Below are 26,507 nucleotides of genomic sequence, written 5' to 3'. Positions count from 1 at the left end.
TGCCCAGTCTAGAGTGCGGGATTCGGGGGTATTCGCAGACGTTCATCTTTTATTGATTTTCGTCTGCTTTTTTTATCCACAGCTTATCTACATAACGCACGCATTCACATTCAAACGAACAACTTGTGGTCAAAAATGTGGTCAGTGGTCATTTTTGCATATCTGTTTCTACTATCTATTAAACTGCTTCACCAACCTGGTACAAAATTGATTGTATGATTGGAAACATCTGAATTACTACATATGTGATAGCTCCCTTTGAAATCTTCTCCAGCGCTTTCTGTGAACTGGACAAAAAGTAGAAGCAAGCAGCCAGGATGTATAGACTGCAAATTGGAAGTGACATTGCCACGACTAAATCAATAACCGGATCCAACATGTGCATTAACATTTTCATTGTTTCTTCAGATATTTTCTCAACCGCCGCGTTCGCTGGTACTGCTGTAACTGCAGGCGCAGCATAACTATGTGATACGAACGTAAATGGTGCTGCTACTGGTACAGCTACTTTAGCTACCTTCTTAAATGACTCTTTTTTACTTTCTGGCTCCCGCTGCATAAACTCCCTTATGCTCATGCTGTGCGTCTTCATGCTGTCCTACCCCCTAGGAGATGTCTTGTTGAGTAAATACTTTACACGGAAGCTCTTTGCTCGCTTCTATCAACTGCTTCCGCCTTAATTCAGTTGTCGTCAGCCAAGCTATATTAGGAACCTGACCATCTTTCTGTAGTCCGCGATCATAAAGCCCTTTATATGAAGCGATCTTTTTTCTGTTGTTCGCCATACTTTGCTTCAAATCTACTTCAAGGAAGTACCACTTGCCTTGTTGCTTGAACATCGTGTCGCATATGACGGATCCCTTACCATCAGATATCTTAATTTCGTTCTTCCATTCAATGGGTCTGCCAGCGAATATATAGAAATCATTCCTAACAACACAATGATTAGAGTAAATACCCTTTTTCCTAACTTTCTCACTCCCGACAGCATCCCTTCCAGCTGCATTTAGATAGTAAACTGTTTGGTAGCCGTCGCGGTATGAACTAAGATACTCTTTCATGCCTCCGAGTATCCTATTGGCATTCCGTATACTTCCTAACCCGAACAAGCGAATAAGCTGATCACGGTTAAGAAAGTCGAGTTTCTTCAAAAGTAACAGTATGTTCTCTTCTCTCTGGCTCAAATTCTTCATTGTCCTTCTCCTTTTTTGCTACGATATGAAGCTTTAGAACTGCATCAATATCGGTGGGTGTAATAACTGGAGTCTGGACGATGACGCTGGAATCTGCTGTCTGATAAATTGCTCTCCCCTTTATTTGCGGCAGCTTCTCAGCCCCTTCATTATCTAAAACCACACGGCTTGCTGTGCCGTTCTGGACCCGAAAACAGATCTTTGTATCGCTGTTCTGTTTGCATTGGCGAGGAATAACATCACCAGTTGGATATTGAGTAGCAAGAATTTGACGGAACCCCAAGCCAGCCCCTAGCCGCGCTATCTGACTCATATACTTCTGACATTCTTCCTTAATTGTCTTTTCGCTCTTGTGAACGATAATCCCGTTTTCTCGAATGTCCTTCTTATCCACTGCTTCCTCTGGGTTCAATTCTCCAGCCTCATCAATGATTACAAAATAACGATCGGGTATGCCTGCTTCCTGAACATTCTTTTTGCCTTTCTTTCTAATGGTCTCCTGCATGCTGCGCATCTTTTCGTATGCAGCTTTTAACGTTTCTAGCGCTTCCTCTGGTTCATATGCAATGGATTCAGTCTGCTTGATGTTCTCGTAATCACATAACTCTACGCCGCCTTTGAGATCGATTAGATACAAGTGGGTATGTTCTGGTTTAGTGGTCAACAGACTAGTTAAAATGACATTGATCAAATTGGATTTCCCGTAACGTGTAGCGCCGCCTTCTACGATGTGCGGGACCTTTTCAAAATCATGATACAAGTACTGGTTCTTCTCTCTAGTGACTCCTACGGGAACCTTCCATCCATCGCCGGCATCATACGGGACCTTGATTGGCAGTGGTTCATCATACACTCTGATGATTAATACACCATCAAAATCCAATTCGATTTCCTTTCGGTTGCTCAGTTTCTTCTTAAATAGATCCTGCACATTACGAATGAGGTTCTTATCCAGCTTGATATGCTTTAACTCTGCAAGGTCCTGGATGTTAAGCTTCACCCGTTGTCGGTTCAACCCATCCTCTAGTACAGATTTCTTCGTGACATAGTCCTGGTATGATCGTCCGAGCGGTATACGGTACCGGTATTCCATACCCCAGTCATACTTCTTCTTTTTAAGCAGCTGTGTTGTATAATGCTGTTTACCATGTTGCACATTAAGATTGGCCAGTGTGAATATCTTCTGGATCTTTTCGGAATCATTCTTCATACCGGTCTGTTTGTATTTAGCCCAGATAGCAATACCGCCAAAGCATAACGTAGTGATTCCTTCCAACAGCATTCCCTCACTCCTTTCAATGCGCCACCCTGTTATCTTATGGAATAAGAGTTGTAGTGATCGAGTATTCTTGAAAAGGCTGTACATCAATTGCTGTTACGGCATCTGGAACATTCCAGAACAGGCTGGTAGGGTGGAATTTCATCAGGTCATACAACAGGATACGAATCTGGAACACGTCCTATTACCTAATTCCAGAAAATAAAGGTTGGATTTATTTTGAATTGGGTATAAAATAAGAACAAACGTTCTTATTTAGGAGTGATGAAAGTGGTAGAAGTAAACGAGCGAGGAACCAAAAAGTGGACATCTTTGATGATGCCCGAACATCATGGAATGTTGCAGAAAATGTGGTCGGGTTTACTTGATAAAGAGATGCCAATCATAGCCGAGGATAAGCAGGAAGATATGCAGGTGGATATTGAATACGCAATCCGGTTTGATAAGCCGATTCGTATTACTTACCATGACGGAAAGTACATGGATACTGTTGTAGGTAGGGTCTCATCAGTTAACCATCTGCAGCGTAGATTGGACATGCTGGTGCCAGAGGAATATGGATTAGTTTTTATTTCTTATGACAAATTAGTGGATACAGAATTAATGTAATGGAAAAGATTATAAAGCAAGACATTCTCCGCAAACATAGAAAAAGCCCCTCCAATTAAGGAGGGGGTTTTTAATTAGAACATTTTATTCCAAGTATCTTTGCCAACGATGCCATCAACACTAAGTCCATGGCGCTTCTGATAAGCGATTACTGCGTTTCTGGTATTAGTCCCGAAGATGCCGTCTGGCGCTACACCTACCGCGCGTTGTATACGCTCTACATCTTTGCCTCGGGAACCTGTCCGAATCAACTTTCCTGGATAGGGTACAACAGCTGATCCAGATGATTTTTTCGCAGCTGGCTTCTTATAAGAATCAAGAGCCTTGGCAGATGCAGGTCCATATATACCATCTACAGTGATTCCAGCTGCTTTCTGCAATTGTTTAACTGCTGATACTGTCTCGTCACCGTAGTCTCCGTCTGCTCCGTATTTAAGAAGCGAGAATCCTTTGGAGATAAGTTTTTCTTGTAAATCCTCAACTGCTTCTCCTTTGCTACCTTTACGCAATACTTTTTCCGGATTGGATACTACTGCAGACGCTGTTTTAGTTGGCTGCTTGATTTTGACTTTTGCATCGCCTTCCCATGCGTCATAATACTTTTTAACATCAGCAAGGAACTCTTTCCATGTAACTCCGTTAGGATTCAGCCAGCTGTCCGGGTCACTGCGTCGTTCAGGATCCAATGATTTATGATTGGCAATATGAGTAGTTGGGTTGATTCCGAACTTCTTGCATAGATAGGCATGATACCAAACAAAACGATCATACGCTTTAGCGAAGTTGCCCGTCCGGCACAATTCAGTTCCGATTGCATCGTCATTGGCATCATCACCGAATCGCTGGTTGTCATAAGGTTTTTGGTACTGAACATGGTAAGCAACCTCATCAAGAGGGATGATTTCAAGGATAACCTCGTCATCAATGAATGTGTGAGCAGACGCTGCAAGCTTTGTATTCTGAAAATAGCTGTAATGATCGTGGGCATCAGCGCTGTTATTTGCAGTCTCGTGCGATACAAGAAAACTTGGTTTGCTGCCGGTAAGTTTTTTACGAGGACGAGCGACTTTGTTTGTAATATACTTTTGCTCAATAGCGTATTTGTCTTTTATAGCCATGGATAATTCCCCCTTATTTAGATGTTCCAGAACGTTTTACCAGTAACTCATATAGGCCTGTACCAGCAAGACCGGCTAGTCCACCTGCCCATAGCCTTAGAATCAAATCAAGGTCTGTGAATGGCTCGAAAACAACACCTACAACTAAGCCGACTACCACTGTCACCAACGGAATAAGATTGTTCGGCAAGTTGACTGTCCGTTTAACTAATTCCATTAATGCTGCCGCGATCGGAGCGATAAGTGTTGCCAGAATAAGTACCTGTGTCATTGCATCTTCCATGTGAACCTCTCCTTTTTTGTGCATAATAAAAGCCTTACAGCTTGTCCTGTAAGGCTTTATCCTCCGAATATTGCAGCAGCTAACCTCTCACCGAATAATCCAATAAGACCGCCTGCTGCGCCCAATGCAGTGATGCTAGCGACAATTATTGCTGTCTTACCTTTAATCCGTTCTCCCTTAAGCGTTGTAGCTCCCTCTAACTTTTCAATTCTGAGATTTTGATTGTGGTAATTGGCAAGAATCTGATCCTGCTTCTCGTTGGTCTTCTCGTAGTTGTCTGCAGTTCTCCTGGTGTTTTCCTCTATTCCTTTCAATGTTTGTGTCCATGGCAAGATAATTTCTTCCAGCCTGTCCACCTTACCGTTAACAGTGTCCAGCTTTCCATTGTAATCTTCTTTGAGTTTTATCTCTCTCTCTAATAACTCTGCCCTAGTTACAATTTCTGCCGCGTTTTCAGCCATGCGTATACCCCCAAACCAACTATGACCAAATGTAATAAACTGAAGAACAGATATCGGATCGTATGAATCTGATACGTTGATGCATCGTAGGTTGCCAGAGTGTACAGTAATTGCATTATTGCCCCGATGACACCAGCTACAGCAAATATAATGAAATGTCCTCTTGGAATTTCGATAATAATTGCCATGAGGTATAAAACAGCTACAACCACAAAAATAATGCCCCACAGTTGTAGAGGCATTAGATTGGTCATCACTTCATAAGTTGGCGTGCTATATTGCTTGTCACCTCCCAACCATATGAACCCTATCCCGTTTATAACTGATATCCCCGCAAGCACAGCACCAAAACAATCCATCGCTACATCCAATGATCGGTTTTCCATGAGCATTCTCCTCACAATTTGATCACCCCTTTCAAAATTTATGAATCCTTTCTGTAAAGTCAGCGTAAATAAAAAACCACCAGCTATCCCTTTCAGGCTGGTGGTAGCCAGGAGCTTGTCCTCCTGGCTTTTTTATTCGATTGTTTGAATGTGGAACCTAGTAACATTTGCTAGATGGACGAAATTTTCATCTTTCCCAAACCATCCATCGTGACTTTCGCATATAGAATGAAGCAGCGCATTATAAGATGGCTTTTCAAACTCTTTAAACTTGTATGAGGTTCCATCATTGAAAACAAAAGTAACATTAAATTTCATATAAAATTCCTCCTTTTTCGTCTTATTTCGACAGATCAGGAGGATATTCCTGCATAAAAAAAACACCTTATCCGTTTTGATTGGTGGATGTTTCTACCTCTGGCACTAACTCTTCATTATTAGGATTAGAGGCAGGTTCTTCTTCGGCTAACGCTTCTTCTGTCTCTTCCGGTTCCTGGTACGGATTATCATTTATATCTTCAGCAGGATCATGTTCAGGTTCCTCTGGAGTTGTCTCATCCTCAATCGGCACTTCTGGTTCCTCAGGTGTTTCTTCTTCTGCCAAAGCATCACCAGGACTTGGTTGTACAAGCGGCCCTTCCCAATCAGTAACCGGCGGTGCTGGCTCAGGAACTGGCCGCGGCTGAACTGGCTCAGGTCCTGTATATTCTTTGCCTGTAATATAAGCATATTCATCTTTTTCCAGGAATGTATAATGCACTCCGTCAATCATTTCCTGATCTGTGAAGAGTCCGAATTCATAAAACAAGCGCATATCTTCAATTGAAGGGAAATTATCCCTTTTGTACCAACATACATAAGCATTTACGCGGCCGACATAAAACTCCCATTCTTCATACTGTGCCAATTTTCATCGCTCCTTATTGTATTTTTGTAGCTTGTGCTAGAACCATCGATTGCACACTTTTAGAAAGCGTGGCGACTTGCTGTATGAGGGTAAGGTTTTGCTTTTGAACTGCTGCAAGTTGTTGTCTCAATAAATCAATATCATCGACTGGCTCTGGTGAAGGTAGAGGAGCGACTCCTCCTTCTTCCCACGCCTGCTCCGCTGGATTCCACCGAGCGTGAATAAAGAATTCATCTTCACCTTTCTTCGGTTCAATCCAAGTAGCATTATCAGGAAGTGCAAAATTCCCTTTTTCATCAGCGGTCACAACTACATAATCATAACTATGAAGCAATGTTTCCGGATCAATAAAGTAAGCCGTTTTTGTATCTGCCATCATCCATATCCTCCTTATGATGAAGTAACGGTGAACCACATACCATCTAGGCTCCACCATGTAGCATCAAAACTATTATCACTTGTATATAGCATAGTTATATCGCCGTTCGGTGCAATGTTCCAACGCGCGTACCTCGCCACGAAGTTTGCACCGATAGAAATATTAGTTTGTGCTGCCGTGTCCTTTTGGGGTCTAGCGTGACCAGGAAGCGTAAGGGCCAGAAAGCTGCGTCCGGTGATTCCTTTAAGCGCTCCGCGTAACATGACCAGATCACCCAAACGCAATACCTGTGGCGGGTTCGCTGTGTCATAAACAGCTGAACCACCGCGCGGCGTTAAGGTTTCCCAATTCGCATTTGCCGCCGAACCTGCTGTTTGTAGCCACGGTGTCCATTCTTGATTAATCAATTTAGTTCGCATCCATTGAACGCGCATACTAACCGAATAAGCTATTTGTGCATGGCTATTCGCGTCATACGCTATATGCTGCACCACGCCCGCGCCGGTTGTGGTAGAAGGTATGTTGAGGCTTGAAGTCGTGTAAGAATACCAACCCGATTTATTGATATTGTTTAAATCAGAAGAGCCTTTTGACCTTACGTCACCGATACCAATATCCTTCAAAGCTTGAATATCGCTTTGTTTCGCGATAGCTTCCCATGCTGACCATACGCCATTCTCATTCGTTCGGAAATACTGATTTCCATTTCTTCCGGAAATCTGATAAGCGTAAGCTGAACCATGCTGAACGTGCATTCCGATATAAACAGAACTCGAAGGACCATTAATTGAACCCGCATAGAAACCAGTTTTAGTTAACGTGTTCCAATCGACACCAGAAGCAGCCGCGACACCCAAACCAAAATTTTGTATATCATTTGTTACGGAAGCTAGTCTCCACCATTCATTCCATTTTCCGCTATTTGCGTTCAAAGGATTTCCAGAACGAACCCACACATCCTGCCCATAATACCTAACTATAATTTGTGTAACTGTATCACCACCGCCCCGCATTACAAGCATCTGACAAAAGGCTACATTTGTAGGCTGGTTTAAGAATGTTTCACCGTTCAGTCTATAGAATCCGCTGTCGGTAAGTGTATTTAGATCTGTTCCATTCGTTACGGTGTTAGTAGGGTTAGAACCCAATCCATACGACTTCACCTGGTCATCTAGCATTTGCTGCACGTCTTTCCTATATGCCGTGTCGTCCCATGAATTGAATACCCCTAGATTATTGCTGTATCGAATGTAACGCTTTTTAGTGCCAAAGTTAGTTGCGATTTGCAAACATTCTTTTTCACCTTGTCGGATGATTTCGTAAAAATACCAACCGGAAGTAGGAGCATTTACAGCATTGTTGCTTTTATAAAAACCACCCTCGAAAAAGTTGTTCAAGTCCGTTCCTGTAGGAATAGAAATTGCATATCCTAGATCGTTTGTAACTTTAAACATTTGCGCCTGGTTCTTTTTAGCGATAAGCTCCCACTCAGCAAGGAACCTGGCTTGTGGCGATGCATACTCTTTATTGTCATAACCAAACTTCAGTTGCAATGATGCAGGGCCATCTGTTGCTTTACCGACTATTGCGTTAAATTGTGACTTTATCCAGTTAGCAGTGGCTTCTGCTGATTCTGAAGTTTCGATGGCAGTACCTGAGTTATCCAACGCCTGATTTGCTAGCTTGTTAGATTCGTCAGCAAGTTCCATAACCCTTTTGTGTAGTAAATCTAAACTAATCTTCCCATCCTGCCATAGTTTAAGATAAGCATTTAGCAGCTCTCTGTAGTCCCGGTTAAACTCACTTGGTAAAGGGGTTCCTTGTAGAGCTTGTTGGGTGTAATCAGCCATCTATTCCACCTCTTTTTCTTCCAAAGGTCCGTTTGTTTGCTCGCGAAGCTTTTTTAATTCGTCATCCTGTTCCTTGATGTAATCCTTCAAATCACTAATTTCTTGCTTTGCCTCATCTGCTTCCTGTTTTGCCAAAACATAATCAGCACCAACAGATGCTAGCCGGCCGGAATAATCATTAATTTGCGCTCTTAAATTTTGAATGATTAAATCTTGTCTATTAGTTTCCATTATGAAGCCTCCCTTTTACCTTCTAACGTAGCAATACGCTCGTTAAGTTCTTGGTTAGATTTCCACAACAATGAAGCCATAGCATATATGTCAATCGATTCTCCATCGTTCATGTTGATGATCTCAAGAGGTGACTCCTGTACTATCAAGCCAATTCGCTTCATATCGACTTCATCAATATCGTCTAACATGTGATATTCCCTTACTGGTGTGGACCTTATCAGATCTGTGGCATCTAGTTGAACGTCTTCGATATTCTTTTTAAAGAACTTGCTAGAGGCTGTATTGAACTCACTAGCAGTTATCGGTTTATATGTGATATTTCCGTTGTTATAGCCCCTCGTGTCGGTCACACGAAAGCTGCCATTGACCATGGCATAGGAATTATCTGCGCTGGCTATCAATGAACCAACCACATCACCATAGAATCTTCCATGAGCTGTTATGTCCTTAGCGTGTAAATCGCCTGTGAAAAAATCACCGTTACCGTTTGTTATATAAATGACCGGATCGGAAGGGTCTTTAGACATTCGAATAGCTGAGGCATATCCATTAGATTCAGAACCATACTGAATCACTCCATCCTGATCCCATTTGTCAGGGTTCTCTTTAACGTTAAAGGAGAACTCATTATCTCCAGATCTGTTAGAGTCTCTTGGGCGCATGATTATTCGCCCGATTTGAGCCTTCATGATAACGTCACGATAGGAATCCGAAACAATGTCCCGAGATTCTGTTTTAAAACCTACCGTTCCTAGGTTTGAATACAATGTAAGGCCACGTCTATCGCTTTCGAACATATATGACCAGAATTCAATTACTCCCGACCCAAAACCATCATCTTCACTAGCCCCTCCAATAAATGTCGCTAAGCCGTTATTAGTAAGGTATAAATTTCGCCTTCCTCGCTCATCATTCAGTTTACTGAGCCTTAGATATCCTCGCCCCATAGTAATCTCTGATTCAATCTTTTCCGTGCTTCCAAACCAGGTTCGGTCATAAGTACCTTTGGTCTCGATAATTTCGCCGTAAATAGAAGCATATGTTTCAGAATCACCGCCAAAAATGGTGATGTTGTTCGTAAGTATTGCTCCAGCTGTTAACAATGCTGTATTTATTCCATCGGGCGTAATAGCCTGTTCATAGGTGTTACCCCCATCGCGAGTTATTCCCAACCCCGAGGAATTAAAGATGGTGTAACGGTTCGCATCTTTCGGATCCCGCGCAATTATTCCTAGATTAGGAGGATACTCCAATTGAGTTAAACTGTTATTAAGAGCTTCAGCGGCACGCTTAGCTGCAGGAGGCAAAACCGAGTAAGGGATTTGCCCGCGCCCTTCCGCAATGTCTTTCAATTGTTTAACCGTGTTGTTTAATTGTGAACGGAAAGCTTCTTTTATGCTCTGATTGGATAGTGTGACAGTTACAGAAACAGGCTTTAATTGTTCGTTGTATTTCGTGTTTATATCAATAATCCTAGTCTCGATGTTTACTTTTACCACTTCGTCATAAACAAAGATACGATCACCAATATATGGCGCTTTGTTATAACCCTGTGCCCTTAAATCCACCATGTCCACTGTCATGGATACAGATATTGATTCATCAACTTGTTTTTTAACAGCAGCAAGTAGATTTTCTTTTATCGTATACTTTTCATCATCAACAGGAGGGATGTGAATCACCCCAAAGCCAGGTATGTCTGCCAAAGGGGATTGATACTCTACTTCTAATCTTTCTCCTGTTTCCTCATTGAGAATCTCTCCGAATCCCTTAGCGTAAGTACCAAAACCTGAACCATCCTCTTCAATAGAGATATCCTTTAAATTAAGCCTTCTTCTTATCTGGAAATCACTATCTGAACCTGTTTGAGCCCTGAAATATCCGCGGTTACCGCTCACTTCTATCTCAGCATCGTGAGCATCCAATGTCTTTGAAAGAAGATCGAGACTGCTACTGTTCCCAAACCCATCAATGCTGGCAGCATAAAAACCGTCTATCACGCTATAACTAAGTGAAGTCCCCTTGAATAAGAATTTCAATCGGTTTTCAAAAGTCATAGAACCATCATGGGTTTCATAAATCCAATTATTTGCAAGAGATACAAAAAAGTGATGAATAGCTTTTATGCTACGCATCACTTTTTTTCCTCTTGGCTTCTTGCCGGCTAAGACAACCACATACTCTTTGTTGTCAAATATTACTCGCCAGTAATTGCTTATATCTTGAATCCACTTCTCATTAAGTGTGGTTTGAGCAAAGTTCAGTGTAATTTCTTCTTGTCCATTCAATGACTGAGTGACATCCACTGTACCTTGCGCAAAATGTTCATTGCCATATAAGTCCCTTACCGTTATTCGTTTCATATAATCACCTACAAATAATAAAAACGGAACAGGAATTTTATTTCATCGATAGAAGATGTTCCTGTAACGGTGAAAGTGTTCCATCCAGGAGCCAGTTGAATTAACTCTCTGTTAGTACTGCGAATTATGTTGGCTGTGTTAAGCTCATACTCACTTCTATTTAATATTAAGACATCACCAGCACTTAGTTTCCCTTCATAGCGAAAAACGTCTCCTGTAGTTTCGTTTTGCATCTGAAAATAAGTACCTGCAACAGCTTTGATGGTAATTGCAAGCTCATGCTCCAACGGATCAACTATTACATTGCTTGGATTGTAAAGTTTGAAACTCGTACTTTTAAAGCTATAATCCTTACTTCCCTCTTCACTTGATAACCCCATTCCAATCTGCCAGTTTGGAACATCAAAACTTTGTAAATCTTCAGTTGTATTAATAGATTCGCAGAATGGTGATGGGCTTATAAATGTCAGGGAAAAGTCTCCCCGCAGCACTAGTTCCTCCATACTGTATTCCGAATCCACTTTCACTAACCAACGCTTACCTGGTTCCCGATCACGTATTAAGTAAAATGGTTCCCTGCTATCGAACATAAAAAAGATCTCATTCTGAAGCAATGCGTAATCAGGAAGGTCAGACGGGAACATACTCAGTTCAGATTCTATTACTCTTCCACCATAGGTTGTTCCCATATCCCAAAACCCATTTCTACCTTCAGCTTCTTCTCTTACGTGATTGGGTGCGGGTGATCTAAGCGAAAGCTTATTCACCAGCAAACCAATCTCGTACATATCATAGGTTTTCCCATCCTTCCTAGCTATTTTGAAGTTATGGGAAGTTCTTGGTGGTACAAACATCGTCACTTAGATCACCTCACAATTTGAATTTGGATACAGCATAATTTTCACCATTGGCTTGATCTATTGTATCTTTCACAAATTCACCAAGCTTTTCGTCATTAAGCAATATAGCGCGCTCTCCCTCTGTTGCATTGGCGATACGCAACAACAAATCAATAATTTCTTGGTTATTCTGACCACCTTGGAAGAATCCAAGTTCACGACCTGTCTGCTCCCAAATGGCGCGCTGGCTGGGTCGTTTAGCAGGATCATGACTTATGATACTCTCTGCCCATCCGCCTTCAGCAATCCACGCTAGCTGGGCTGTATCGACTATGCCGCCATCAGCATAACCGACATACTTACGACCTTCACGCAGCGCCTTGATTCCAGGTACGTTGTACACGTTACCGTATCTCGACTTGATGTAGTTAATGGCAGCGGCAGCATTGTGAATTGGATTCATGATGTTGTTCCAACCATCTACCTTAAAAGCATCAAACGTCGGACGGATAGTCTGCATTAGACCCATGGACGGTGTGCCGCGCTTAGCGTTAATATCCCAATTGTTTATTGTGCTAGGTCCAGTGCGCCCTCCAGATTCTTTCATAGCAATTGTAGTCAATGGACCAAGCCATGATGTTGGAACGCCAGTACGAGAAATAGCAGCAGATATCCAGCCCTTAACATTACCTGGAGCACTGCTATCGAACGAACCAAAGTCATCGAACTTACCCTTGATGAAGCTACTAGCTCCACTCTTAATCTTGTTCCAGAAACCAGAAACCATATTGCCGAGTATGCCATCAAAGGATGGTTTCTTAACGCCAAGTAAGTCGAGTGCTTTATCCAGTAGTTTGGAAGGGTTAGATGCATAATCCCACACATCGAGCGCAATATCTTTCGCCTTGCCAGCCACTTGCTTGGTTTTATCCCACACCCAGCTAGCCCCTCTTTTAGCTGCGCTAGTTGCACTGCCAACTTTATCTCCAACCCAATCTTTAGCTGAACGAAGCTTGTCACCGAATTTATAAGCTGGGAACATACCCATAATGTCCTCGGTTACGTTTCCGGAATATACTTTAGTGCCTTTTGGCATGTTAACCAACGTATCTGTATCAGGAGACAGGAAAGATCGTCCGTCAGGTGTTTCGATAAGCTCTTGCTTACCACCGTCCCCAACTATTGCAGGACCTCCTGGGTGTCCTCCGGGCTTAGTGCCTCGCTTGTACTGTGGAACTTCCCATTCTGGTACCTTGCTATCGACACCGATTTTGCCGAGCACCCAGTTTACGCCGCCAATTACACCATTTATACCTTTACCGAGAATACTAGCCATCGTATTAATCACGGATGTTATACCGCTCTTAACTTTGCTGGCCATATTCTTAATTCCATCACCAATCTTACCTGGTAACTCTTTAGCACGATCAACTATTTTGTTAAACCAATCTTTCACGGTATTGTAGACATTCTTGAAGATACTCTTAGTCCTGTTATATATGTTGTCCCAGGCACCTTTTACACTATTATAGATACTGCTCACTCGACCTGATATGAAATCTCGAACAGTATTGAATATCCCTTTTAAGAAGTTCCATACACTTTGGAACACGCTTTTCGTTACTGACCAAATACGATTCCAGATAGTATTCACTAATCTGAAATACGTGTTAAAGGCAGTGGTGAATGTAGTCTTTAAGAAATTAAAGATACCTTTTAAGAAGTTCCAAATTCCATTAAAGACAGTCTTTGTTGTATTCCAGATTCTTGTCCAAATGGTTGTAACTAATCGGAAGTAAGCGTTAAATGCTGTGTTAAAAGTGTTTCTAAGGAAATTGAAAATGCCCTTCAAAAAATTCCAGATACCGTTAAAAACTGTCTTTGTTGTGTTCCAAATAGCATTCCAACTAGTTGTTAGAACGGTTTTGAAGAAGTTAAATGTTCCAGTAAATAATGCTTTCAGCGTGTTGAAGGTAGCTTTTAGGAAGTTCCATATGCTTGTAAATGCTGTTTTCGTTGCATTCCAAGCTGTCGTCCAAGCTGTTCTTAAATTTCCTATTATAGCGCCCAGGTTACCAGAGAACAGGTTTTTGATAGCTGCCCAACCTGCCAGTGCTGCAGTCTTAAAACCAGTGAATAATAACTTGACACCCTTCAGTATCCGTCCGATGAATGTAAGGTTTATCCAACCCCAGATAAGCTCTATGGCACCGAAGAAGATATTCTTGATACCTTCCCACATCTTCTTAAAGTCACCAGTAAATATTCCCGTAAATACTTGAATGATCCCTTTAATTACATTTACTGCACCTTGTATGATGTTCTTAATAGAACCCCAAACAGTATTAATAATCGCCATCACCAGAGGCATGGCGAACTTAATGACTCCTACTATAAAGTCAAATGCATTCTTAACAGCATCCATAATCTGTTGTCCATCAGACTGCCAGAATGAGACTATTTGTCCAACAATATTTCCGATGAATGTAACAACGTCGTTTAGCAAAGGCTGAATGTACGGATAAACAACATCAAACACTCGCATAAATCCGTTGATATAGCCTTTTGCTGCATCGACCATGAAGCTGAAAGCTTCCGGAATCCTCTTGACAGCTGACCGAATAAGATCAGCCATGTACAAGATGGAGTTTATTGCTGTTTCATTAAATCCAAGTTGTTGCAGTAGATCCTTTGCCGCTCCCTTATCATCAGAGAACATGGAAGCGATGGCCGTTCGAATACGGTTAATATTTATTTCGATTAGCTGAGCAGCTCGAATGAACATTTGGATCGTCTTATCATCGAATCCCATTTGAGCAAGGATACTTGCTCCCTCTGCCTTGTTATCCGATAGCAATGAAGCCAACACATTCTTCACGTTGTTTGCAAATTCTGTTAGCTTAGATATACCGGCAGTCGCATAGTTAAGTACAATCAGCATTCCTTGTCCTACGGGAGCTAGCAATTTAGAAACGTTGACCAAGATATCCCATAAGTTAGAAAAGAGTCCTAAAACAAGTGGCGCTGTAGTCGCCGAATAATCAAGGAACTCCTGGAAACCTTTCGTGTATTGCAGGTTACTCGTCCACTCAGAAAATCGCTTAGACAGATTAAGTAACCCTTGCTCCATCGACTGCCCCTGCTGGGAAAATGCCGTCATCAGATTAAAAATACCGCGTAACACGTAACCAAACGACTGACCAAATGCCTCTATCGATGGTCCGGCACGGCTTGAAAGGAATCCGAAGAAAGACTCAATGTCTTTTGTCTGCAAGGAACGATCGAACCCAGACATCAGATTGTTAATGCCTTCAATCGTGCTGTCAATGACTGGACTGAACATCTGCAACAGGTTCATCACGGTCTCTAGGCTTTTCGCAAAGATATTGGCTACAGGATCATCATATTGCTTCCGAAAGTCAGCGAAATTATCTTTGAACTCCTGTAGTGCCTTCACAGCCTTCAGCTGTCCTTCGGTTAACCCGGCATAGATTTGATTCAGTTCTTCCAGTGCCTTATCGCGCTCTTCATCAGTGGCAGCTTCGTTATACTTTTCTTGCGCTTTCTGAAGCTCATCAGTGGCTTCAAAAACTGTTGTTAGCGTTGGTATAGCAACTGCTGCAAATCCACCAAGTCCAGCTACGCCTGCTCCTAATGAAGAGACAAATCCCATAGCACTTGTAGTTAGAGTAGCGAAAACTGGAACCGCCGCTGGAACGAGCGCCACCAAAGACATCCGAAGAGCTCGCACAACGATATTTGTATCCAAAACAACGCCGCGCAGCTTATCCATGCCACTTTCTGTGCCTTCTAGCTCTTGGTTTGTGTCCTTCAAGCGAACTTTTGTGTCGCCCAATTCACCATTTAAATCAGCAACATCATCTGTAAGATCACCGAAACCATTGTTATTACCTATGTCGTCAATCTCATCAGCCGCATCATTTGCCGCAGCGCCTAAGACTTTCATACTGATAACGCCTTCGGCTGCGAGTGTGTTTAACTCGCGCTTGGTTTCGTTGATAGCAGCTTCTACATCACGGAAGTTCTCCCGCTGGCTGTCTCCCATTCTGTCAAAGCGCGCTTCGCTGGCAGCAATATTCTTCTGTAATGATTTTAGTGTAGTCTCACTGATCTTCCCGTATTTCTGAACTTCATTTCTAGCGTTCTTAATGGATGACTGCAGCCGCTTAAAGCCGTCCATCTTGTCCAGCTTTTTAAGCGATGTATCAACTTTGTTGATGTTCTTCTCGAATTCATCGAAGCTACGATTCGCTTTCTTTGTTGCCTTCTCAGATTCAGTACCGATAGAGCTTAAATCCTTACGCACGCCTTGGATTGTAGATTTGAGTCCTTTTGCGGTTCCTTCAAACTTCGTCCGTAATTCCCTGATAGTCGCCATTGGTTACCTCCTTTCTATTGGTTGTCTTGTTGAGCTTTCAGTCGCTTCATAAGCTCCTCGTCCCACTGATACACTTTGGCAGGTCCCTTGCTTTCAAGTTTTGGTGTAATCGATTCTATAAACTTTTTCTTGTTGTTCTCGAACTGTTGATCTGTTTTACCGAAGCTAGGCTGCGTGTACATAGCAATTAGGTAATTGATGAAGTGCTCAGCTTTCTTCTTCTCCGCTTCATCCTCATCCCGCTTAAGCGCCATATCCATGTACATGAACATCGAGGAGGCACTTCCATGCATGACTTCCTTAGCACCGCCTAAGTCCTTGCCCAGCTTAAATACAAACGCTTCGCTTAATGTTGGCCTGCTTTTAGGGCTCCCGTCACTTTGCCGACGCCAATCCTCCATGCTAGCTTGGCTTTGCTTTTTGCCAAAGACTTTTTTCCTCGCTCCACCAAAGCTTCAATGTCGTTCTCCTCAAGTACGGCATCATAGATGTCGAATACTGCCATGACCTTCTGTTTTTTAAGGAGATCCAATTTTATATTGCTTAGCGTAGATAGCAGCTTAAATGCTTGCTCCGGCAGGTGAGTAAGGAACAAATCGAATGATCCCACTATGTTTTGAATAAATTGCGCATCTAGCTGAAGTTGATCTTCTTCTCCTTCACTTGCAAACAGACTTTGCACAAGTGCTTTAAGTTCCGGTTTTTTCTGTACTTCAACCACAATGTCCTGAATGATTTGCATTGTATTTTGGAATTGCACCAAGTCTATATCCTCGATTTCATGATGAATCTTTTTGATTTCATCCTCATTCTTTTGTACGAGCGTTACTGTAGTAGACATGTATTAGTCCTCCTGATTATTGGAATATAAAAAGAGGAGAACCCTATGTGGATTCTCCTTGTGTGATTAGGCAGCAGGCGTTTCGCCAGCGTTTGGATCAGTACCGCCGATGTAGAAATAGTTACCTGGTTTGTTAGCATCAGCATTGTCTCGCACAAACATGTTAAGCGTGATCGTAACGTTTCCTTGCTCATTACCGAATGTACGAGCCATTTCACCATTGGAAGCCATCTTGTAGATTGTGATGTCCATATCTTTAAAGCTGGCATCATATTGGCGTGGGTGGATTGTAACTTTCTTTCCTTTCGTCCGAATAGAAGTACCAAGCTTTGAATCCATAAGACCAATCATCTGTCCGGATTCTGCATCAGTGATTTCTTCTGTTACTGCGAGGGCTGCCTGCAGCATTTTGATGCTTTGATGGGATGCAACGATTGTTACTGTTCCTTCCCATCCTACAAGACGCTGATCGTATGCTCCTGTGCCGAAATCTTGTACCACGATGTCCTCAAACTGGGGTGTAAGATTCAGCTCGCCGGAATCCGCCTGATAATTACTTTTTCCATCGAAATTAATTGCATCTGCCCCTTCGCCAATGTAAAAATTCGCAAGGCCGAAAGGGATGTGAATCGGATCAACTGTTGCCATTCAAAATTCCTCCTTTGATTTTCGTAAGTGTTACATCAAAATTGAGCGAGTACTCCATCACGTTATCCTGCACTCCAATCTGGTTTGGATCACCTGCAGCCTCAATGAGATAAACGTGATATTGTTCCTCGCCAATCTGCTCTTCTTGAGCATTAAAAATAGGAACGGTGACATCAAAGTCGCCCTTCCTATGTAATTCTTCTTGTATTTGGCTTCCTAGGCTCTCGACATAAGACCACGCAGACGACCGCAGCCATATCATATAGCGAGGATACCTTGTACCATCTTCGTAGGTGCTAGGCTTGCCTCCGCCTTCGTAATAGACTGTTCCGGTATTGTCATCGTTAGAGTAAAAGCCATATGTCCAGGTGAGCTCGGGAAACTTCTCTCCCAGCAATTCTGCCAGATAACGCTGTATCATTTGTCATCACCCAATGTTATGTCTATGATCTGTTGCAGCATATCGTTGTAATTCGTTTCAGTGGCAGCAATAGCGCGTTCCATGAACTTACGACCTGGCTTCTCACCCATCCAAGGACCTTTCCCATAGGTGCCACGCCCGCGGCCGTTAAGATAGTAGTCCTCAAACTTAGCGCCGTTATCATACTTGTCATAGACACCCATTCGGTATGGTTCCTCGTGCCTTCTAAGTGCATAAGGGGAATTTGAACCACCCTCGACTATGACCGTATCCCCTTCCATACGAGCCTTATCGAAGATGATTGTTTCCTCCATATCTCCAGTATCACGCTGCGCCAATGCCCTGCTACCTTCTTCTACAAGCATGCCGTATTCGGTATAACCTTGAATAAGAGCCTTCTCGAATTCCTTGTCCATCTTCTCGAACTGTTCTTCCAGATCGGCTAATCCATCCCACTCAATGCTCAGGAGTCCCTTTTTCCTTGCCATAGGTCACCCTCCCGACTTATTGACGATGAGTTTCCGGTAATATACCTTCTTGCCGGAATAGTTGAGCACTTCGGTGATGCCGTCGACTTGACCGATTATCTTTTCGCCGAACCTGTCTATCCATTCAATCGACTGCCCTTCTTCCACCACAGTGGTGTTAGGGACTGCAATCTCCAGAATGTTGTCAGTGGTTTGGCTATCAGAAGCGATATTCGTCTTGGCTTCGTTTTTAACGCGAGCTTTAGACGTGACCGTTTTAGCTGGAATAGGGCGACCATAACCATCCTTCTTTGGCTGCCCGTTATCATCCAACTGCTGAGTCATTATAAAAATAGTGTCATTCATCGGTGGTTTCGGCATTAAATCAGCCTCCCGATACCTGCCCGCTTATTCTTCGCTTGCTCTGCTGCCTCTTCTGCAGCTCGCTCGGCAAGTGTTTTTGAGACAGCAGCCTGCACATCAGGAGCAATGTTGTTTAGGTCAAAAGTGAAGTTCATGCCATCAAGACCCATGGACTTAACGCCCTGCCGTTTAAACATTGCAAACTCCTCACCTTCACCTTCCGCCATATACAAAGCCTGTCTTGCTATGAGCTTATCGGTAAGCAGAGACTCATCATAGAAGTTCAGCAGCAGTTCGTTAGCAGTAAAGACCAGCTTCTGCCGCTCTTCCGCTGATTCAATGCTCGTGTATGGATCAGAGTAGAAAAGGTTATGAAGGTACGTATCAATTACAGTGAAATCCATTTGGATCACCTGCTTACTTTTGATTTTCTAAGATAAAGGCAATTCGCTTTTCTTCGTTAGTGATTTCCTCTAAGTTGCCGCCTGCTTGTTCAACGATCGCTTTTTGAGCCTCAGATCCAAGCTTTTTCAAGGATGCTTCGGTGAACTTTTCTTCACCATTGCCGCCTTTGTCGCTTTCTTTTCCTGGGGCGTTTTTCAGCTTATCACCCAAGCGAATTGCTTGTTCTTCTGTCAGTTCAACTTCCTGCCCTGGTTCGATTGTTTTTCCACCTTTAACTAGATAAGCATTCGCTTCATATGTTGGCATTTATATGCCCTCCTTTTAATTTGATAAAGAAAAAAGCAAAGCCTCGTGAGAAGCCTTGCTTATGCATCAAGCCAAACAACACCAGAAGGGCGTTGTAGCGCTGGAAATGCAGTTTCACCAACAAATACTTGTTGACTTGGTGGGTTAGTTTCCTTGATTTCTGGAATCGCATAGATACCTGGCTCCCAGTTCTTTTCAGCTGTAGGACCGATACCAGTGAATCCAAGGTTTGCCCCGATTAGAACAATACGACGTTCCGGAAGAAGTGGCTGCATGCCGTTTCCATCATCAATGTCGACCATGTCATCTTGCACTTGGTAAGGTGGAAGGCTAAGTGCAGCAAATACATTTTGCAAGTCGGCCGTAGTGATAAGGCGATTGTCGCTTGTACCACGTACCTGCAGTTTAATTTGTTGATTGGACAACAGATCTGCTTCCATAGCTTCTGAAATGTGCATCACTGTAGGGCGCTGATTGTTGTTAGTTTTACGAAACTGTTTTACAGCCGCTTGTAATTCTTTCAATGGAGTAGATGTTGGATCACTAAAAGCGACAGCTGCAGTCATTTTGTTGGCTGCCGGAATATCATAAGGGAAATCGATTTCCACACCGTCTTTGCTGTAATCAAACCCTCCTTGATAGATTGCCTGCGCGCGCATCCACTCTTCTGTATCATATACAGAGTTTACAAGATCATCAGTTTCGTTGTAGACATACTCGATAATTTCCGCTGTTTCAGCATCATTACGAGGGTTGTTAAAACGGAACATCTCTTTCTCGTCCAACCGGAAGGAGTTTTGAATCTTCGCAAGCTGTCCGAATGCACGTTCAAGCCCACGTTTGTCCGCCAATGGCGCACCAGCGTTGAGTGCTGTAATCTTTGCTGCCTTACCGTATTTACCTTGGTAAATGTTAAAAGCGAAGTCCATGTCGATCACATTACGGTTTGGTAAAACATTTCGTAGCAAATAAGCTTTTGTGGGTGGTACATTCTCCACGTATGATACTAGGGCTGGTCTTTGGAATTCATCCTGATGCAATGGCATATATTATTCTTCCTCTCTTATCGAAGTTTGTAGCGTCCACCAGCAGCAGTAATGAATGCGTCTGATAGTTCTACTTTGTTTTTGTCAAAATAAGCTTCTTCAAAAGCACCAACAATCGTGTCTGCACCAGTTTCCACCTTCACGTCATGTGTAGTGACATAAGGAATACCAGCAAGTGCAGCACCATCAGCAGGCGCTTCGAATGGAACGGCTTTCGCTCCATCAGCAACAGTGACCGGCGTACCAGCAGGAACGATACCAGCATCGAACTGAGTACCATCCAATGTGATACCACCAACTTTAAACACAAGTCCTTGCGTTGTTTTCAGGATCTCTTTCTGAGTCGTGATAGATTCTTTTCGTGGTCGTAGAATCATAGTTTATGCCTCCTTCTTTTTGTGACGCTCTGCAGCCTTGGCAGCACCAAGAGCGCTTAAGTCTACTTTCTTCGTCTTCTTGTTGTTCTTCTGCTTCCGACCAGGCTTGTACGCTTTCTTCTTTGGCGAAGGTTCGTCTTCTTCCTCATCGTCATCATCTTCATCACGACGACCGCCGAGCACATGACCGAATTCTTCCTCCAAGCCATCAATGAGCTCGTCCAGATTGTCGGATTCTCCGTCTTCGTCGAGATCTACTTCATTCAAGTCGATAAGACGGGCAACCAACTTGGGATCATAGCCACGATTCAGCGCTTCTTCTTTTACCAGCGCTCGCTTTTCTCTGCGTTCCGCCCGCAGGAGGCGTTGCTCTTGCTCTTTGTTTAGGGATTCGTCGCCTTCATCATCGCCAGCGTCTTTCCCCTTGCCTTTCTCTGCCTGTTGTTTGAGTCGGCGATACTCTTCTGGATCTACATCCTTGTACCTCTTCATTCTCTGGGCGAGTTGTTTTTTCATCAGCAGGGTATGCTGCTTTTTGAGCTTCGGATCGTTCTTAATCATTTCTTGCAGATCAAGTTCTTCATCTTCGCCCTCGTCATCATCCTGATCATCGTCGTCTTCTCCGTCATCCTCATCGCCGCCCTCGTCATCGTCTCCATCTGCAAAGAACTGCAAATCTAGCTTGTAAGGCATACGACGTTCAACAGCAGGCGCGACTGCCGGAGTAAATAGACTGATAATCCATAGATAAATAACGGTGAATAGCTTCATAGTGTTGCTCCTTTCCTCTGCTTTATGGTGCAGGAACCAATACTCATGCAGTTTTACGCCGCCGGCATGGTTATGGGCATAAAAAATAAGCCTTATCGGCTCATAAATTTAATTCCTTGTTCAGTTAAAACTACATTTAGCTTCGATACATCGATCTCTTGACCATCTGGATGTAAATACACCCTTTCCCAGCGACCGCCAGCATGCTTCACAGCGCTTCCCCAAGGGAATTTGTGCACTCTCCATGGTCTTAGCTTAGTAACATCACCCATAAATGCCTCTTTCGCTGTACCTGCCTTTGATATACGCGATAGCAAGCAGCGCATCATACAGTGGCTTACGCTTCATCAATACCACCACCTCTCAGCAGCTACATAACGCAGTAGCTAAGCGAGATGTGTGATCACTTCCTTTCAGTCACCGTCATAAAAGATAGCTGTTTCGATGCGGTTAGTTTCTTCTTCTGGAGGTTCGAACGAAAGCCACTCGTATTTTTCTCCGCCATCGTATTGACCAGATTCTTCATATGGTTTTTCGTCATAAAAATCTTGTATCTTTTTACCGATTTCTAACGCTTCTTCTTTGCTCTTAGCAGCATGGAAGTTAATCGAAATATCAGCACCATTCTCCAAAGCTACCTTCACCAACTCAAGATTCTTTTCGATTGACATAAACATTCTCCCCCGCTTTACTATTCCTACTGAACAACTTTGACATACAAAAAAGCCACCTCTTCAAATGTGCGAGAGATGACTTTTTAGATTTTTTTCACAGCTGATATTTGGTTTTCCTCTAATTCAACTAACATGCCAGCTGAATATGACCCATAATTTTCATATGTCTCCACCAAAAAGGACTCATAATCCTCTTCTAAATACTGTTGTGGTTTACAACGTAGCTTTTCTCCATTCTTCAGATGGACTTCTACTTTTTTATCGATATTCTCTGCTAATTTAACTAACATTTTCGCGGCCATCAATATTCATCCTCCTTCTTCGGATATAAATGGACCCCATTACTTGAATAAACAATCATAAATGATCTTGTATCTACATATTCCATGGATCCAGGATCAAAATACTGACCAATAACTTTCCCCGCAGTTATCGCCTCTTTAGGTGGAGTCCTCAAGCTGCTAGCAATAATACGACCAGTTCCACTATATTGATTCACTAACTTTTCAGGATCTGCGGTTAGGATTGACGGCTTAAATCCCTTTTCTCCTAATTTTAACATATGCATCTTATATTCGTTAGTGCCTTCAATATGCTTGTTTTGCTTACCCTTACTGATAGATTTAGGATAATATCCACTATTGATTCTTTCTCGTTGAGAAGAGAGTATGTTCTCTTTCTTAAATCTTTTTTCAAGCTGCTGGTAATTAGTAGAGTTCGCTCTCTTCATGCGCCGAAATGATCCAATGGTTTTAGGCGCTTCATCACCAAACATCGCTTTCCATTGAGCGTACTCTTTCTTCTCTGCATTAGCCTGCCTGCGCTTCTCCTGATCACGTTCATATTGTTTCTTGGCTGTCTTCGACCTCGGGTCATCCGTGGGCTTCCAGTCTGTCCACTTATCCTTCTCAAGCTGTATCTGTTCCTCTGTACGAAAAGACAGCGGGAATGGTCGAACTGTACCGCGGCAATGCGGGTGATATGGAGGTAGCTTGATTCCAACATCTTTTATTGATTTAAATCCGTCGTGTTCACCAGTAAGGCTGACCACCATGCCCCGGAACTTTGCGCATATGCTGCAGGTATCAGCACGCTCATTCACCTGTACAAGTGTCACACCATTCTCAATATAGCGATTAACACTACCGGTAACCGTTGCGTCTCGAAGTTTCGTTGCCGCCACTACGCCAGCATAGAAATCCAGCGGCAGCCGCTTATTATCCTTCGTCACAAATGATGTGAGCCCATGCTTCTCAAATGCCTTTGCTACTCGTTGCTTTGCAACTCTCCGGTTATCTCCGACTAAAAGACCGCGTGTAATCTCGACTTGCACCTCGCTGAGCGCTTCTTCGATGGTTCCTTGAGCATTTACCTTCGCAGTGCGAATAGCTGCTGTGAGGTCGCTCAGCGTATCACTAACAGCCTTTTGAACAGCCTCAAGATGAATCTTCGTCTGAAATGGCTTAGAGACTGCGCCTGCTGCAGTTAATGCAGCTGCTTCGGCTATTGGCATGCCTTCTTCAATAAGCGCCTGTGTCGCCTCGTCTACGCCAGCATAATAAGCACGCAGAACCGTTTCAGGGATAACTTCTTCTATAGCAACTCCTAGTTGGTTAAGGACCTGGATAATAGCAGCTATCAGCCGCTGTGTTTCCTTGCCGTCCAGTAGGTCGCCGGCATCTTGTATCAGTTGATGGATCCTAGCAATCTGTTCATCAATGAATCTGAGCAGTTGTTCTTCATTCATCAAAAACAACTACTGATAGCGTTTCTTTTATCCTTTGTTCAGCCATTTCTTCAGAGATAAGACCATTGTTGCAAAGTTCAATCCATGATTGTGAAATATCTATCACAGCTTTTGCTCTTTGTATCTTCCGTTCAACAGCAGGAGGCAACGATACATGGATAGATTGAATAGATTCAGCCACCTTTTTACCATCTATATACAATTCTCCTGGGCCATTATGAATTGCCGGCATCTTCCGCATCCTCCTCTTCTAGTAGAATGCTCTCGATTTCGTTGGTTACTTTCTCAATGCGCTGCCACTTATCATCCATGTTATATTCTTCATCTTTCAAACTTTCAAGATACTCCAGCAGAAAATGGACTTTAGCAACTGGACTAAGATTGATTTGTACTTTTGGCATTCCTGAGTCTCGTTGGAACGTTATTTGTGGTTCCATTGCTTTCTTTAACAGAGCTTCATTTACCACTCCACCATTACGAAACGGATTCTTCATCTTCTGTTTCCTCCTCTTCTTCCTCAGTGGTATCTTGTCCTCGTGAACTAGGATTGTCCATGTAGTTATCCAGTGTCATTCGACCAGCTGCTAAAGTCGTACTGTCATCACCCTGCTGTTCCTCCTCTATCCTCGTAAGCTCTTCTTGTATCCATTCTTCGGATGCGTGAGGATTAATACGGCGGACAGTTGTTTCGAGCGACTGCGCTTGCTTGCTGCCATTGAACGGAATCATGTTCTCCTCAATAAGCTCCTTACGGCTAACCGGCACCATGGATTGGATTGTGATCTCCGGTTCCTCAATAATGACCGCCGGATCATCTTGATTAGCTAACCACAATGCACTTTCAAACAGCTGCTGTAGGAAGTAAATGTACTCCTTTTGCAACTGGTCAGCTTTGGAGATGGATGTAAACAGGTCATAGAACTTAGCAACGCCAGACTGCGCCGCGCTGCCGCCTTCGTCCATGTAGAAATCCACTGCTTTCTCAGATGTCCTGGTCTCGACGAACATAAGCTTCATCAAGTCTTTAACCCACTGAATGTCACCGATCTTTGTGATGTCGATTTGGATGACTTCTAATGCCTTACCTTGTTCATCGAACGTCGTAACTTCTAACCATTCGCTCGGAATCTTGTTTTCATCACCATACAATTCAAGAGCTTTAGCTTGTAGTTCTTGCATGATTTCCTTAGATACAGCAATTCTTGGCTTACCGTTTCTCTGGAATGTGATTCCACTGCGTGTCAGTGTCCAGTTGATCTCATCCTGCTTGCCAAACTGTCCGTTTAAAGCAGATCTGCCATATGGATTAGAGAAAGTCTTTTCATTCGCCCAATATTGGATGAATGGACGGTTACGGCCGGGATAGAATACTTCCAGCTTATCTGTATCCTTCATACCAAGGATCTCTTTCGCTTCTTCCTCATCGACTTGCTCAGCCTTGGAATCACTACCAACAGAAAAAAGCATGTTCGTGGTTCGCAATCCGTCCTCCTCAACACGCTCTCTGTAAATATGCAGGTATTTTTCATTGTCTCTCTCGAATTCATAGGCAAGATCACAGCCTAGATCATCCTCATGCGGGAAGTAGACATCTCTTTGCTTGAATTCAATACGTAAGCCGCGCTCATCCTTCCATACACAGCCAACAAGGCCACCATCTACCTGATGCGCAACGATATTCGCCCAATGCTCGAATTGCAGCTTGCTGTTCTTATCGATTTGCTTGATCAGTTCATTCTGCACATCTATGACAGTCCCATTGAACGAATTATCATTGGGTCCATCGATTAAATCCTCTGTTCCTTCGTCCAGGCTCTCATTCTGCTCATCCGTGGACTTCACAGACGACTGTATCTTGCCGATAGACCGTGATACGAGGGTTGCGGGTATCTCAGGTATTAGCTTAGATACATTGGCTATGATATAAGGCGGACGGACGTTCTTCGCCTGCCGCTTGCCTTCTGTTATGCTATCGACGATTTCACCCTTCTCGACCAAGTCTTTCGCTCGACCGAACAGGTCAATGTGTTCACCGTCGTATAATTTGCGGTAGTCCGCGATGGGTCCGTGGTATTGTTCAATCACCCCACTATCCCATTTCGTCCATTCGATTGGACCATTTGGCATTGTCTCACCTTCTT

The 26,507-nt window shown here is 43.2% G+C and carries 34 protein-coding genes; 1 reads left to right on the top strand and 33 read right to left on the bottom strand.

Features of this window, described 5'->3' with window-relative positions; translation table 11 throughout:
* Positions 1-178: 178 nt before the first annotated feature.
* From ACH6C1_RS19505 to ACH6C1_RS19495, 3 genes are read right to left on the bottom strand one after another with little or no spacing between them, the layout of a single operon-like run.
* A complete protein-coding gene (locus ACH6C1_RS19505; protein WP_374080117.1) occupies positions 179-592 on the bottom strand; it encodes a hypothetical protein in 414 nt (137 codons plus the stop codon).
* Positions 593-605: 13 nt separating this feature from the next.
* On the bottom strand, positions 606-1,193 hold the full coding sequence (locus tag ACH6C1_RS19500; protein ID WP_374080114.1) for a replication-relaxation family protein: 588 nt from the start codon (positions 1,191-1,193) through the stop codon (positions 606-608).
* Positions 1,129-2,475, bottom strand: coding sequence for an FtsK/SpoIIIE domain-containing protein (locus tag ACH6C1_RS19495; protein WP_374080111.1), 1,347 nt, complete (start codon positions 2,473-2,475; stop codon positions 1,129-1,131). Before ACH6C1_RS19495 ends, ACH6C1_RS19500 begins: the two co-directional genes overlap by 65 nt.
* A 267-nt stretch (positions 2,476-2,742) precedes the next feature.
* Between ACH6C1_RS19495 and ACH6C1_RS19490 the strand changes: the two genes are divergently transcribed.
* Entirely contained in the window at positions 2,743-3,081 is a 339-nt protein-coding gene (locus ACH6C1_RS19490) for a YolD-like family protein (RefSeq protein ID WP_374080108.1), read from the top strand.
* 74 nt (positions 3,082-3,155) lie between these two features.
* On the opposite strand, the gene ACH6C1_RS19485 is transcribed toward ACH6C1_RS19490, so the two are convergent.
* From ACH6C1_RS19485 to ACH6C1_RS19340, 30 genes are all read right to left on the bottom strand, one after another.
* A complete protein-coding gene (locus ACH6C1_RS19485) occupies positions 3,156-4,199 on the bottom strand; it encodes a peptidoglycan recognition protein family protein (protein ID WP_374080105.1) in 1,044 nt (347 codons plus the stop codon).
* Between the two features lie 13 nt (positions 4,200-4,212).
* The gene (locus tag ACH6C1_RS19480) at positions 4,213-4,470 is read right to left on the bottom strand and encodes a holin (RefSeq protein ID WP_374080121.1); all 258 of its coding nucleotides are present in this window, start codon (positions 4,468-4,470) and stop codon (positions 4,213-4,215) included.
* A gap of 68 nt (positions 4,471-4,538) precedes the next feature.
* On the bottom strand, positions 4,539-4,943 hold the full coding sequence (locus tag ACH6C1_RS19475) for a hypothetical protein (RefSeq protein ID WP_374080103.1): 405 nt from the start codon (positions 4,941-4,943) through the stop codon (positions 4,539-4,541).
* Positions 4,916-5,344: a hypothetical protein gene (locus ACH6C1_RS19470; protein WP_374080101.1), complete on the bottom strand. Its 429-nt coding sequence runs from the start codon at positions 5,342-5,344 to the stop codon at positions 4,916-4,918. Before ACH6C1_RS19470 ends, ACH6C1_RS19475 begins: the two co-directional genes overlap by 28 nt.
* A 117-nt stretch (positions 5,345-5,461) precedes the next feature.
* Complete coding sequence (locus ACH6C1_RS19465) at positions 5,462-5,647, bottom strand: hypothetical protein (RefSeq protein WP_374080099.1); 186 nt, start codon at positions 5,645-5,647, stop codon at positions 5,462-5,464.
* 67 nt (positions 5,648-5,714) lie between these two features.
* Positions 5,715-6,236, bottom strand: a complete 522-nt coding sequence (locus ACH6C1_RS19460; RefSeq protein WP_374080097.1) for an XkdX family protein — start codon at positions 6,234-6,236, stop codon at positions 5,715-5,717.
* A gap of 13 nt (positions 6,237-6,249) precedes the next feature.
* Positions 6,250-6,615, bottom strand: a complete 366-nt coding sequence (locus ACH6C1_RS19455) for a hypothetical protein (protein WP_374080094.1) — start codon at positions 6,613-6,615, stop codon at positions 6,250-6,252.
* A gap of 11 nt (positions 6,616-6,626) precedes the next feature.
* The gene (locus tag ACH6C1_RS19450; RefSeq protein WP_374080091.1) at positions 6,627-8,465 is read right to left on the bottom strand and encodes a pyocin knob domain-containing protein; all 1,839 of its coding nucleotides are present in this window, start codon (positions 8,463-8,465) and stop codon (positions 6,627-6,629) included.
* Entirely contained in the window at positions 8,466-8,696 is a 231-nt protein-coding gene (locus ACH6C1_RS19445) for a hypothetical protein (protein WP_374080088.1), read from the bottom strand.
* Complete coding sequence (locus tag ACH6C1_RS19440) at positions 8,696-11,062, bottom strand: phage tail protein (protein WP_374080086.1); 2,367 nt, start codon at positions 11,060-11,062, stop codon at positions 8,696-8,698. The genes ACH6C1_RS19445 and ACH6C1_RS19440 overlap by 1 nt, the downstream gene beginning before the upstream one ends.
* Positions 11,063-11,070: 8 nt before the next feature.
* Positions 11,071-11,916, bottom strand: a complete 846-nt coding sequence (locus ACH6C1_RS19435; protein WP_374080119.1) for a phage tail family protein — start codon at positions 11,914-11,916, stop codon at positions 11,071-11,073.
* Between the two features lie 16 nt (positions 11,917-11,932).
* Positions 11,933-16,300 (bottom strand): transglycosylase SLT domain-containing protein, encoded by a 4,368-nt coding sequence (locus ACH6C1_RS19430; protein WP_374080083.1) that lies wholly within the window; start codon positions 16,298-16,300, stop codon positions 11,933-11,935.
* Between the two features lie 14 nt (positions 16,301-16,314).
* Positions 16,315-16,572, bottom strand: coding sequence for a hypothetical protein (locus tag ACH6C1_RS19425; RefSeq protein WP_374080081.1), 258 nt, complete (start codon positions 16,570-16,572; stop codon positions 16,315-16,317).
* A 74-nt stretch (positions 16,573-16,646) separates the two neighbouring features.
* Positions 16,647-17,141 (bottom strand): hypothetical protein, encoded by a 495-nt coding sequence (locus ACH6C1_RS19420; RefSeq protein WP_374080078.1) that lies wholly within the window; start codon positions 17,139-17,141, stop codon positions 16,647-16,649.
* 66 nt (positions 17,142-17,207) lie between these two features.
* The gene (locus tag ACH6C1_RS19415) at positions 17,208-17,789 is read right to left on the bottom strand and encodes a hypothetical protein (protein WP_374080076.1); all 582 of its coding nucleotides are present in this window, start codon (positions 17,787-17,789) and stop codon (positions 17,208-17,210) included.
* The gene (locus ACH6C1_RS19410) at positions 17,776-18,210 is read right to left on the bottom strand and encodes a hypothetical protein (protein ID WP_374080074.1); all 435 of its coding nucleotides are present in this window, start codon (positions 18,208-18,210) and stop codon (positions 17,776-17,778) included. Before ACH6C1_RS19410 ends, ACH6C1_RS19415 begins: the two co-directional genes overlap by 14 nt.
* Positions 18,207-18,698: an HK97 gp10 family phage protein gene (locus ACH6C1_RS19405; RefSeq protein WP_374080072.1), complete on the bottom strand. Its 492-nt coding sequence runs from the start codon at positions 18,696-18,698 to the stop codon at positions 18,207-18,209. Before ACH6C1_RS19405 ends, ACH6C1_RS19410 begins: the two co-directional genes overlap by 4 nt.
* A gap of 3 nt (positions 18,699-18,701) precedes the next feature.
* A complete protein-coding gene (locus tag ACH6C1_RS19400; RefSeq protein WP_374080069.1) occupies positions 18,702-19,058 on the bottom strand; it encodes a hypothetical protein in 357 nt (118 codons plus the stop codon).
* Positions 19,058-19,444: a hypothetical protein gene (locus ACH6C1_RS19395; protein WP_374080067.1), complete on the bottom strand. Its 387-nt coding sequence runs from the start codon at positions 19,442-19,444 to the stop codon at positions 19,058-19,060. Before ACH6C1_RS19395 ends, ACH6C1_RS19400 begins: the two co-directional genes overlap by 1 nt.
* Before the next feature lie 13 nt (positions 19,445-19,457).
* Positions 19,458-19,751 carry a hypothetical protein gene (locus ACH6C1_RS19390; protein ID WP_374080065.1) on the bottom strand — a complete coding sequence of 98 codons (294 nt, stop codon included), beginning with the start codon at positions 19,749-19,751 and terminating at the stop codon, positions 19,458-19,460.
* A gap of 59 nt (positions 19,752-19,810) precedes the next feature.
* Positions 19,811-20,797 carry a major capsid protein gene (locus ACH6C1_RS19385; RefSeq protein WP_374080063.1) on the bottom strand — a complete coding sequence of 329 codons (987 nt, stop codon included), beginning with the start codon at positions 20,795-20,797 and terminating at the stop codon, positions 19,811-19,813.
* Between the two features lie 17 nt (positions 20,798-20,814).
* Positions 20,815-21,174: a hypothetical protein gene (locus ACH6C1_RS19380; protein ID WP_374080060.1), complete on the bottom strand. Its 360-nt coding sequence runs from the start codon at positions 21,172-21,174 to the stop codon at positions 20,815-20,817.
* A 3-nt stretch (positions 21,175-21,177) separates the two neighbouring features.
* The gene (locus ACH6C1_RS19375) at positions 21,178-21,867 is read right to left on the bottom strand and encodes a hypothetical protein (protein WP_374080058.1); all 690 of its coding nucleotides are present in this window, start codon (positions 21,865-21,867) and stop codon (positions 21,178-21,180) included.
* 170 nt (positions 21,868-22,037) lie between these two features.
* Positions 22,038-22,217 (bottom strand): hypothetical protein, encoded by a 180-nt coding sequence (locus tag ACH6C1_RS19370; RefSeq protein WP_374080056.1) that lies wholly within the window; start codon positions 22,215-22,217, stop codon positions 22,038-22,040.
* A gap of 141 nt (positions 22,218-22,358) precedes the next feature.
* On the bottom strand, positions 22,359-22,616 hold the full coding sequence (locus ACH6C1_RS19365) for a hypothetical protein (RefSeq protein WP_374080054.1): 258 nt from the start codon (positions 22,614-22,616) through the stop codon (positions 22,359-22,361).
* An 86-nt stretch (positions 22,617-22,702) separates the two neighbouring features.
* Positions 22,703-22,921, bottom strand: a complete 219-nt coding sequence (locus ACH6C1_RS19360; protein WP_374080051.1) for a hypothetical protein — start codon at positions 22,919-22,921, stop codon at positions 22,703-22,705.
* Positions 22,921-24,366: a phage minor capsid protein gene (locus ACH6C1_RS19355; protein WP_374080048.1), complete on the bottom strand. Its 1,446-nt coding sequence runs from the start codon at positions 24,364-24,366 to the stop codon at positions 22,921-22,923. Before ACH6C1_RS19355 ends, ACH6C1_RS19360 begins: the two co-directional genes overlap by 1 nt.
* Positions 24,359-24,598, bottom strand: a complete 240-nt coding sequence (locus ACH6C1_RS19350; protein WP_374080046.1) for a hypothetical protein — start codon at positions 24,596-24,598, stop codon at positions 24,359-24,361. Before ACH6C1_RS19350 ends, ACH6C1_RS19355 begins: the two co-directional genes overlap by 8 nt.
* Entirely contained in the window at positions 24,582-24,860 is a 279-nt protein-coding gene (locus tag ACH6C1_RS19345) for a hypothetical protein (protein WP_374080044.1), read from the bottom strand. The genes ACH6C1_RS19350 and ACH6C1_RS19345 overlap by 17 nt, the downstream gene beginning before the upstream one ends.
* Positions 24,841-26,493: a hypothetical protein gene (locus tag ACH6C1_RS19340; RefSeq protein ID WP_374080042.1), complete on the bottom strand. Its 1,653-nt coding sequence runs from the start codon at positions 26,491-26,493 to the stop codon at positions 24,841-24,843. The genes ACH6C1_RS19345 and ACH6C1_RS19340 overlap by 20 nt, the downstream gene beginning before the upstream one ends.
* Positions 26,494-26,507 lie beyond the last annotated feature (14 nt).

This window comes from Terribacillus sp. JSM ZJ617 (assembly GCF_044383785.1).
In the GTDB taxonomy this organism is placed as follows: Bacteria; Bacillota; Bacilli; order Bacillales; family Amphibacillaceae; genus Terribacillus.
The sequence above is the reverse complement of the archived record's forward strand: the minus strand, read 5'-3'. Positions and strand labels throughout refer to the sequence as shown.

Excerpts from the sequence above, each read along its gene's own strand:
- ACH6C1_RS19435 (WP_374080119.1), bottom strand. The coding sequence starts at position 11,916 with ATGTTTGTACCACCAAGAACTTCCCATAACTTCAAAATAGCTAGGAAG.
- ACH6C1_RS19480 (WP_374080121.1), bottom strand. The coding sequence starts at position 4,470 with ATGACACAGGTACTTATTCTGGCAACACTTATCGCTCCGATCGCGGCA.
- ACH6C1_RS19355 (WP_374080048.1), bottom strand. The coding sequence starts at position 24,366 with ATGAATGAAGAACAACTGCTCAGATTCATTGATGAACAGATTGCTAGG.
- ACH6C1_RS19400 (WP_374080069.1), bottom strand. The coding sequence starts at position 19,058 with ATGCCGAAACCACCGATGAATGACACTATTTTTATAATGACTCAGCAG.
- ACH6C1_RS19390 (WP_374080065.1), bottom strand. The coding sequence starts at position 19,751 with ATGCCAACATATGAAGCGAATGCTTATCTAGTTAAAGGTGGAAAAACA.
- ACH6C1_RS19375 (WP_374080058.1), bottom strand. The coding sequence starts at position 21,867 with ATGCCTTACAAGCTAGATTTGCAGTTCTTTGCAGATGGAGACGATGAC.
- ACH6C1_RS19415 (WP_374080076.1), bottom strand. The coding sequence starts at position 17,789 with ATGGCAACAGTTGATCCGATTCACATCCCTTTCGGCCTTGCGAATTTT.
- ACH6C1_RS19495 (WP_374080111.1), bottom strand. The coding sequence starts at position 2,475 with ATGCTGTTGGAAGGAATCACTACGTTATGCTTTGGCGGTATTGCTATC.
- ACH6C1_RS19445 (WP_374080088.1), bottom strand. The coding sequence starts at position 8,696 with ATGGAAACTAATAGACAAGATTTAATCATTCAAAATTTAAGAGCGCAA.
- ACH6C1_RS19385 (WP_374080063.1), bottom strand. The coding sequence starts at position 20,797 with ATGCCATTGCATCAGGATGAATTCCAAAGACCAGCCCTAGTATCATAC.
- ACH6C1_RS19440 (WP_374080086.1), bottom strand. The coding sequence starts at position 11,062 with ATGAAACGAATAACGGTAAGGGACTTATATGGCAATGAACATTTTGCG.
- ACH6C1_RS19485 (WP_374080105.1), bottom strand. The coding sequence starts at position 4,199 with ATGGCTATAAAAGACAAATACGCTATTGAGCAAAAGTATATTACAAAC.
- ACH6C1_RS19345 (WP_374080044.1), bottom strand. The coding sequence starts at position 24,860 with ATGAAGAATCCGTTTCGTAATGGTGGAGTGGTAAATGAAGCTCTGTTA.
- ACH6C1_RS19380 (WP_374080060.1), bottom strand. The coding sequence starts at position 21,174 with ATGATTCTACGACCACGAAAAGAATCTATCACGACTCAGAAAGAGATC.
- ACH6C1_RS19360 (WP_374080051.1), bottom strand. The coding sequence starts at position 22,921 with ATGGCCGCGAAAATGTTAGTTAAATTAGCAGAGAATATCGATAAAAAA.
- ACH6C1_RS19395 (WP_374080067.1), bottom strand. The coding sequence starts at position 19,444 with ATGGATTTCACTGTAATTGATACGTACCTTCATAACCTTTTCTACTCT.
- ACH6C1_RS19410 (WP_374080074.1), bottom strand. The coding sequence starts at position 18,210 with ATGATACAGCGTTATCTGGCAGAATTGCTGGGAGAGAAGTTTCCCGAG.
- ACH6C1_RS19365 (WP_374080054.1), bottom strand. The coding sequence starts at position 22,616 with ATGTCAATCGAAAAGAATCTTGAGTTGGTGAAGGTAGCTTTGGAGAAT.
- ACH6C1_RS19425 (WP_374080081.1), bottom strand. The coding sequence starts at position 16,572 with ATGTTCATGTACATGGATATGGCGCTTAAGCGGGATGAGGATGAAGCG.
- ACH6C1_RS19340 (WP_374080042.1), bottom strand. The coding sequence starts at position 26,493 with ATGCCAAATGGTCCAATCGAATGGACGAAATGGGATAGTGGGGTGATT.
- ACH6C1_RS19475 (WP_374080103.1), bottom strand. The coding sequence starts at position 4,943 with ATGGCTGAAAACGCGGCAGAAATTGTAACTAGGGCAGAGTTATTAGAG.
- ACH6C1_RS19505 (WP_374080117.1), bottom strand. The coding sequence starts at position 592 with ATGAAGACGCACAGCATGAGCATAAGGGAGTTTATGCAGCGGGAGCCA.
- ACH6C1_RS19370 (WP_374080056.1), bottom strand. The coding sequence starts at position 22,217 with ATGGGTGATGTTACTAAGCTAAGACCATGGAGAGTGCACAAATTCCCT.
- ACH6C1_RS19405 (WP_374080072.1), bottom strand. The coding sequence starts at position 18,698 with ATGGCAAGGAAAAAGGGACTCCTGAGCATTGAGTGGGATGGATTAGCC.
- ACH6C1_RS19455 (WP_374080094.1), bottom strand. The coding sequence starts at position 6,615 with ATGATGGCAGATACAAAAACGGCTTACTTTATTGATCCGGAAACATTG.
- ACH6C1_RS19420 (WP_374080078.1), bottom strand. The coding sequence starts at position 17,141 with ATGTCTACTACAGTAACGCTCGTACAAAAGAATGAGGATGAAATCAAA.
- ACH6C1_RS19500 (WP_374080114.1), bottom strand. The coding sequence starts at position 1,193 with ATGAAGAATTTGAGCCAGAGAGAAGAGAACATACTGTTACTTTTGAAG.
- ACH6C1_RS19450 (WP_374080091.1), bottom strand. The coding sequence starts at position 8,465 with ATGGCTGATTACACCCAACAAGCTCTACAAGGAACCCCTTTACCAAGT.
- ACH6C1_RS19465 (WP_374080099.1), bottom strand. The coding sequence starts at position 5,647 with ATGAAATTTAATGTTACTTTTGTTTTCAATGATGGAACCTCATACAAG.
- ACH6C1_RS19350 (WP_374080046.1), bottom strand. The coding sequence starts at position 24,598 with ATGCCGGCAATTCATAATGGCCCAGGAGAATTGTATATAGATGGTAAA.
- ACH6C1_RS19430 (WP_374080083.1), bottom strand. The coding sequence starts at position 16,300 with ATGGCGACTATCAGGGAATTACGGACGAAGTTTGAAGGAACCGCAAAA.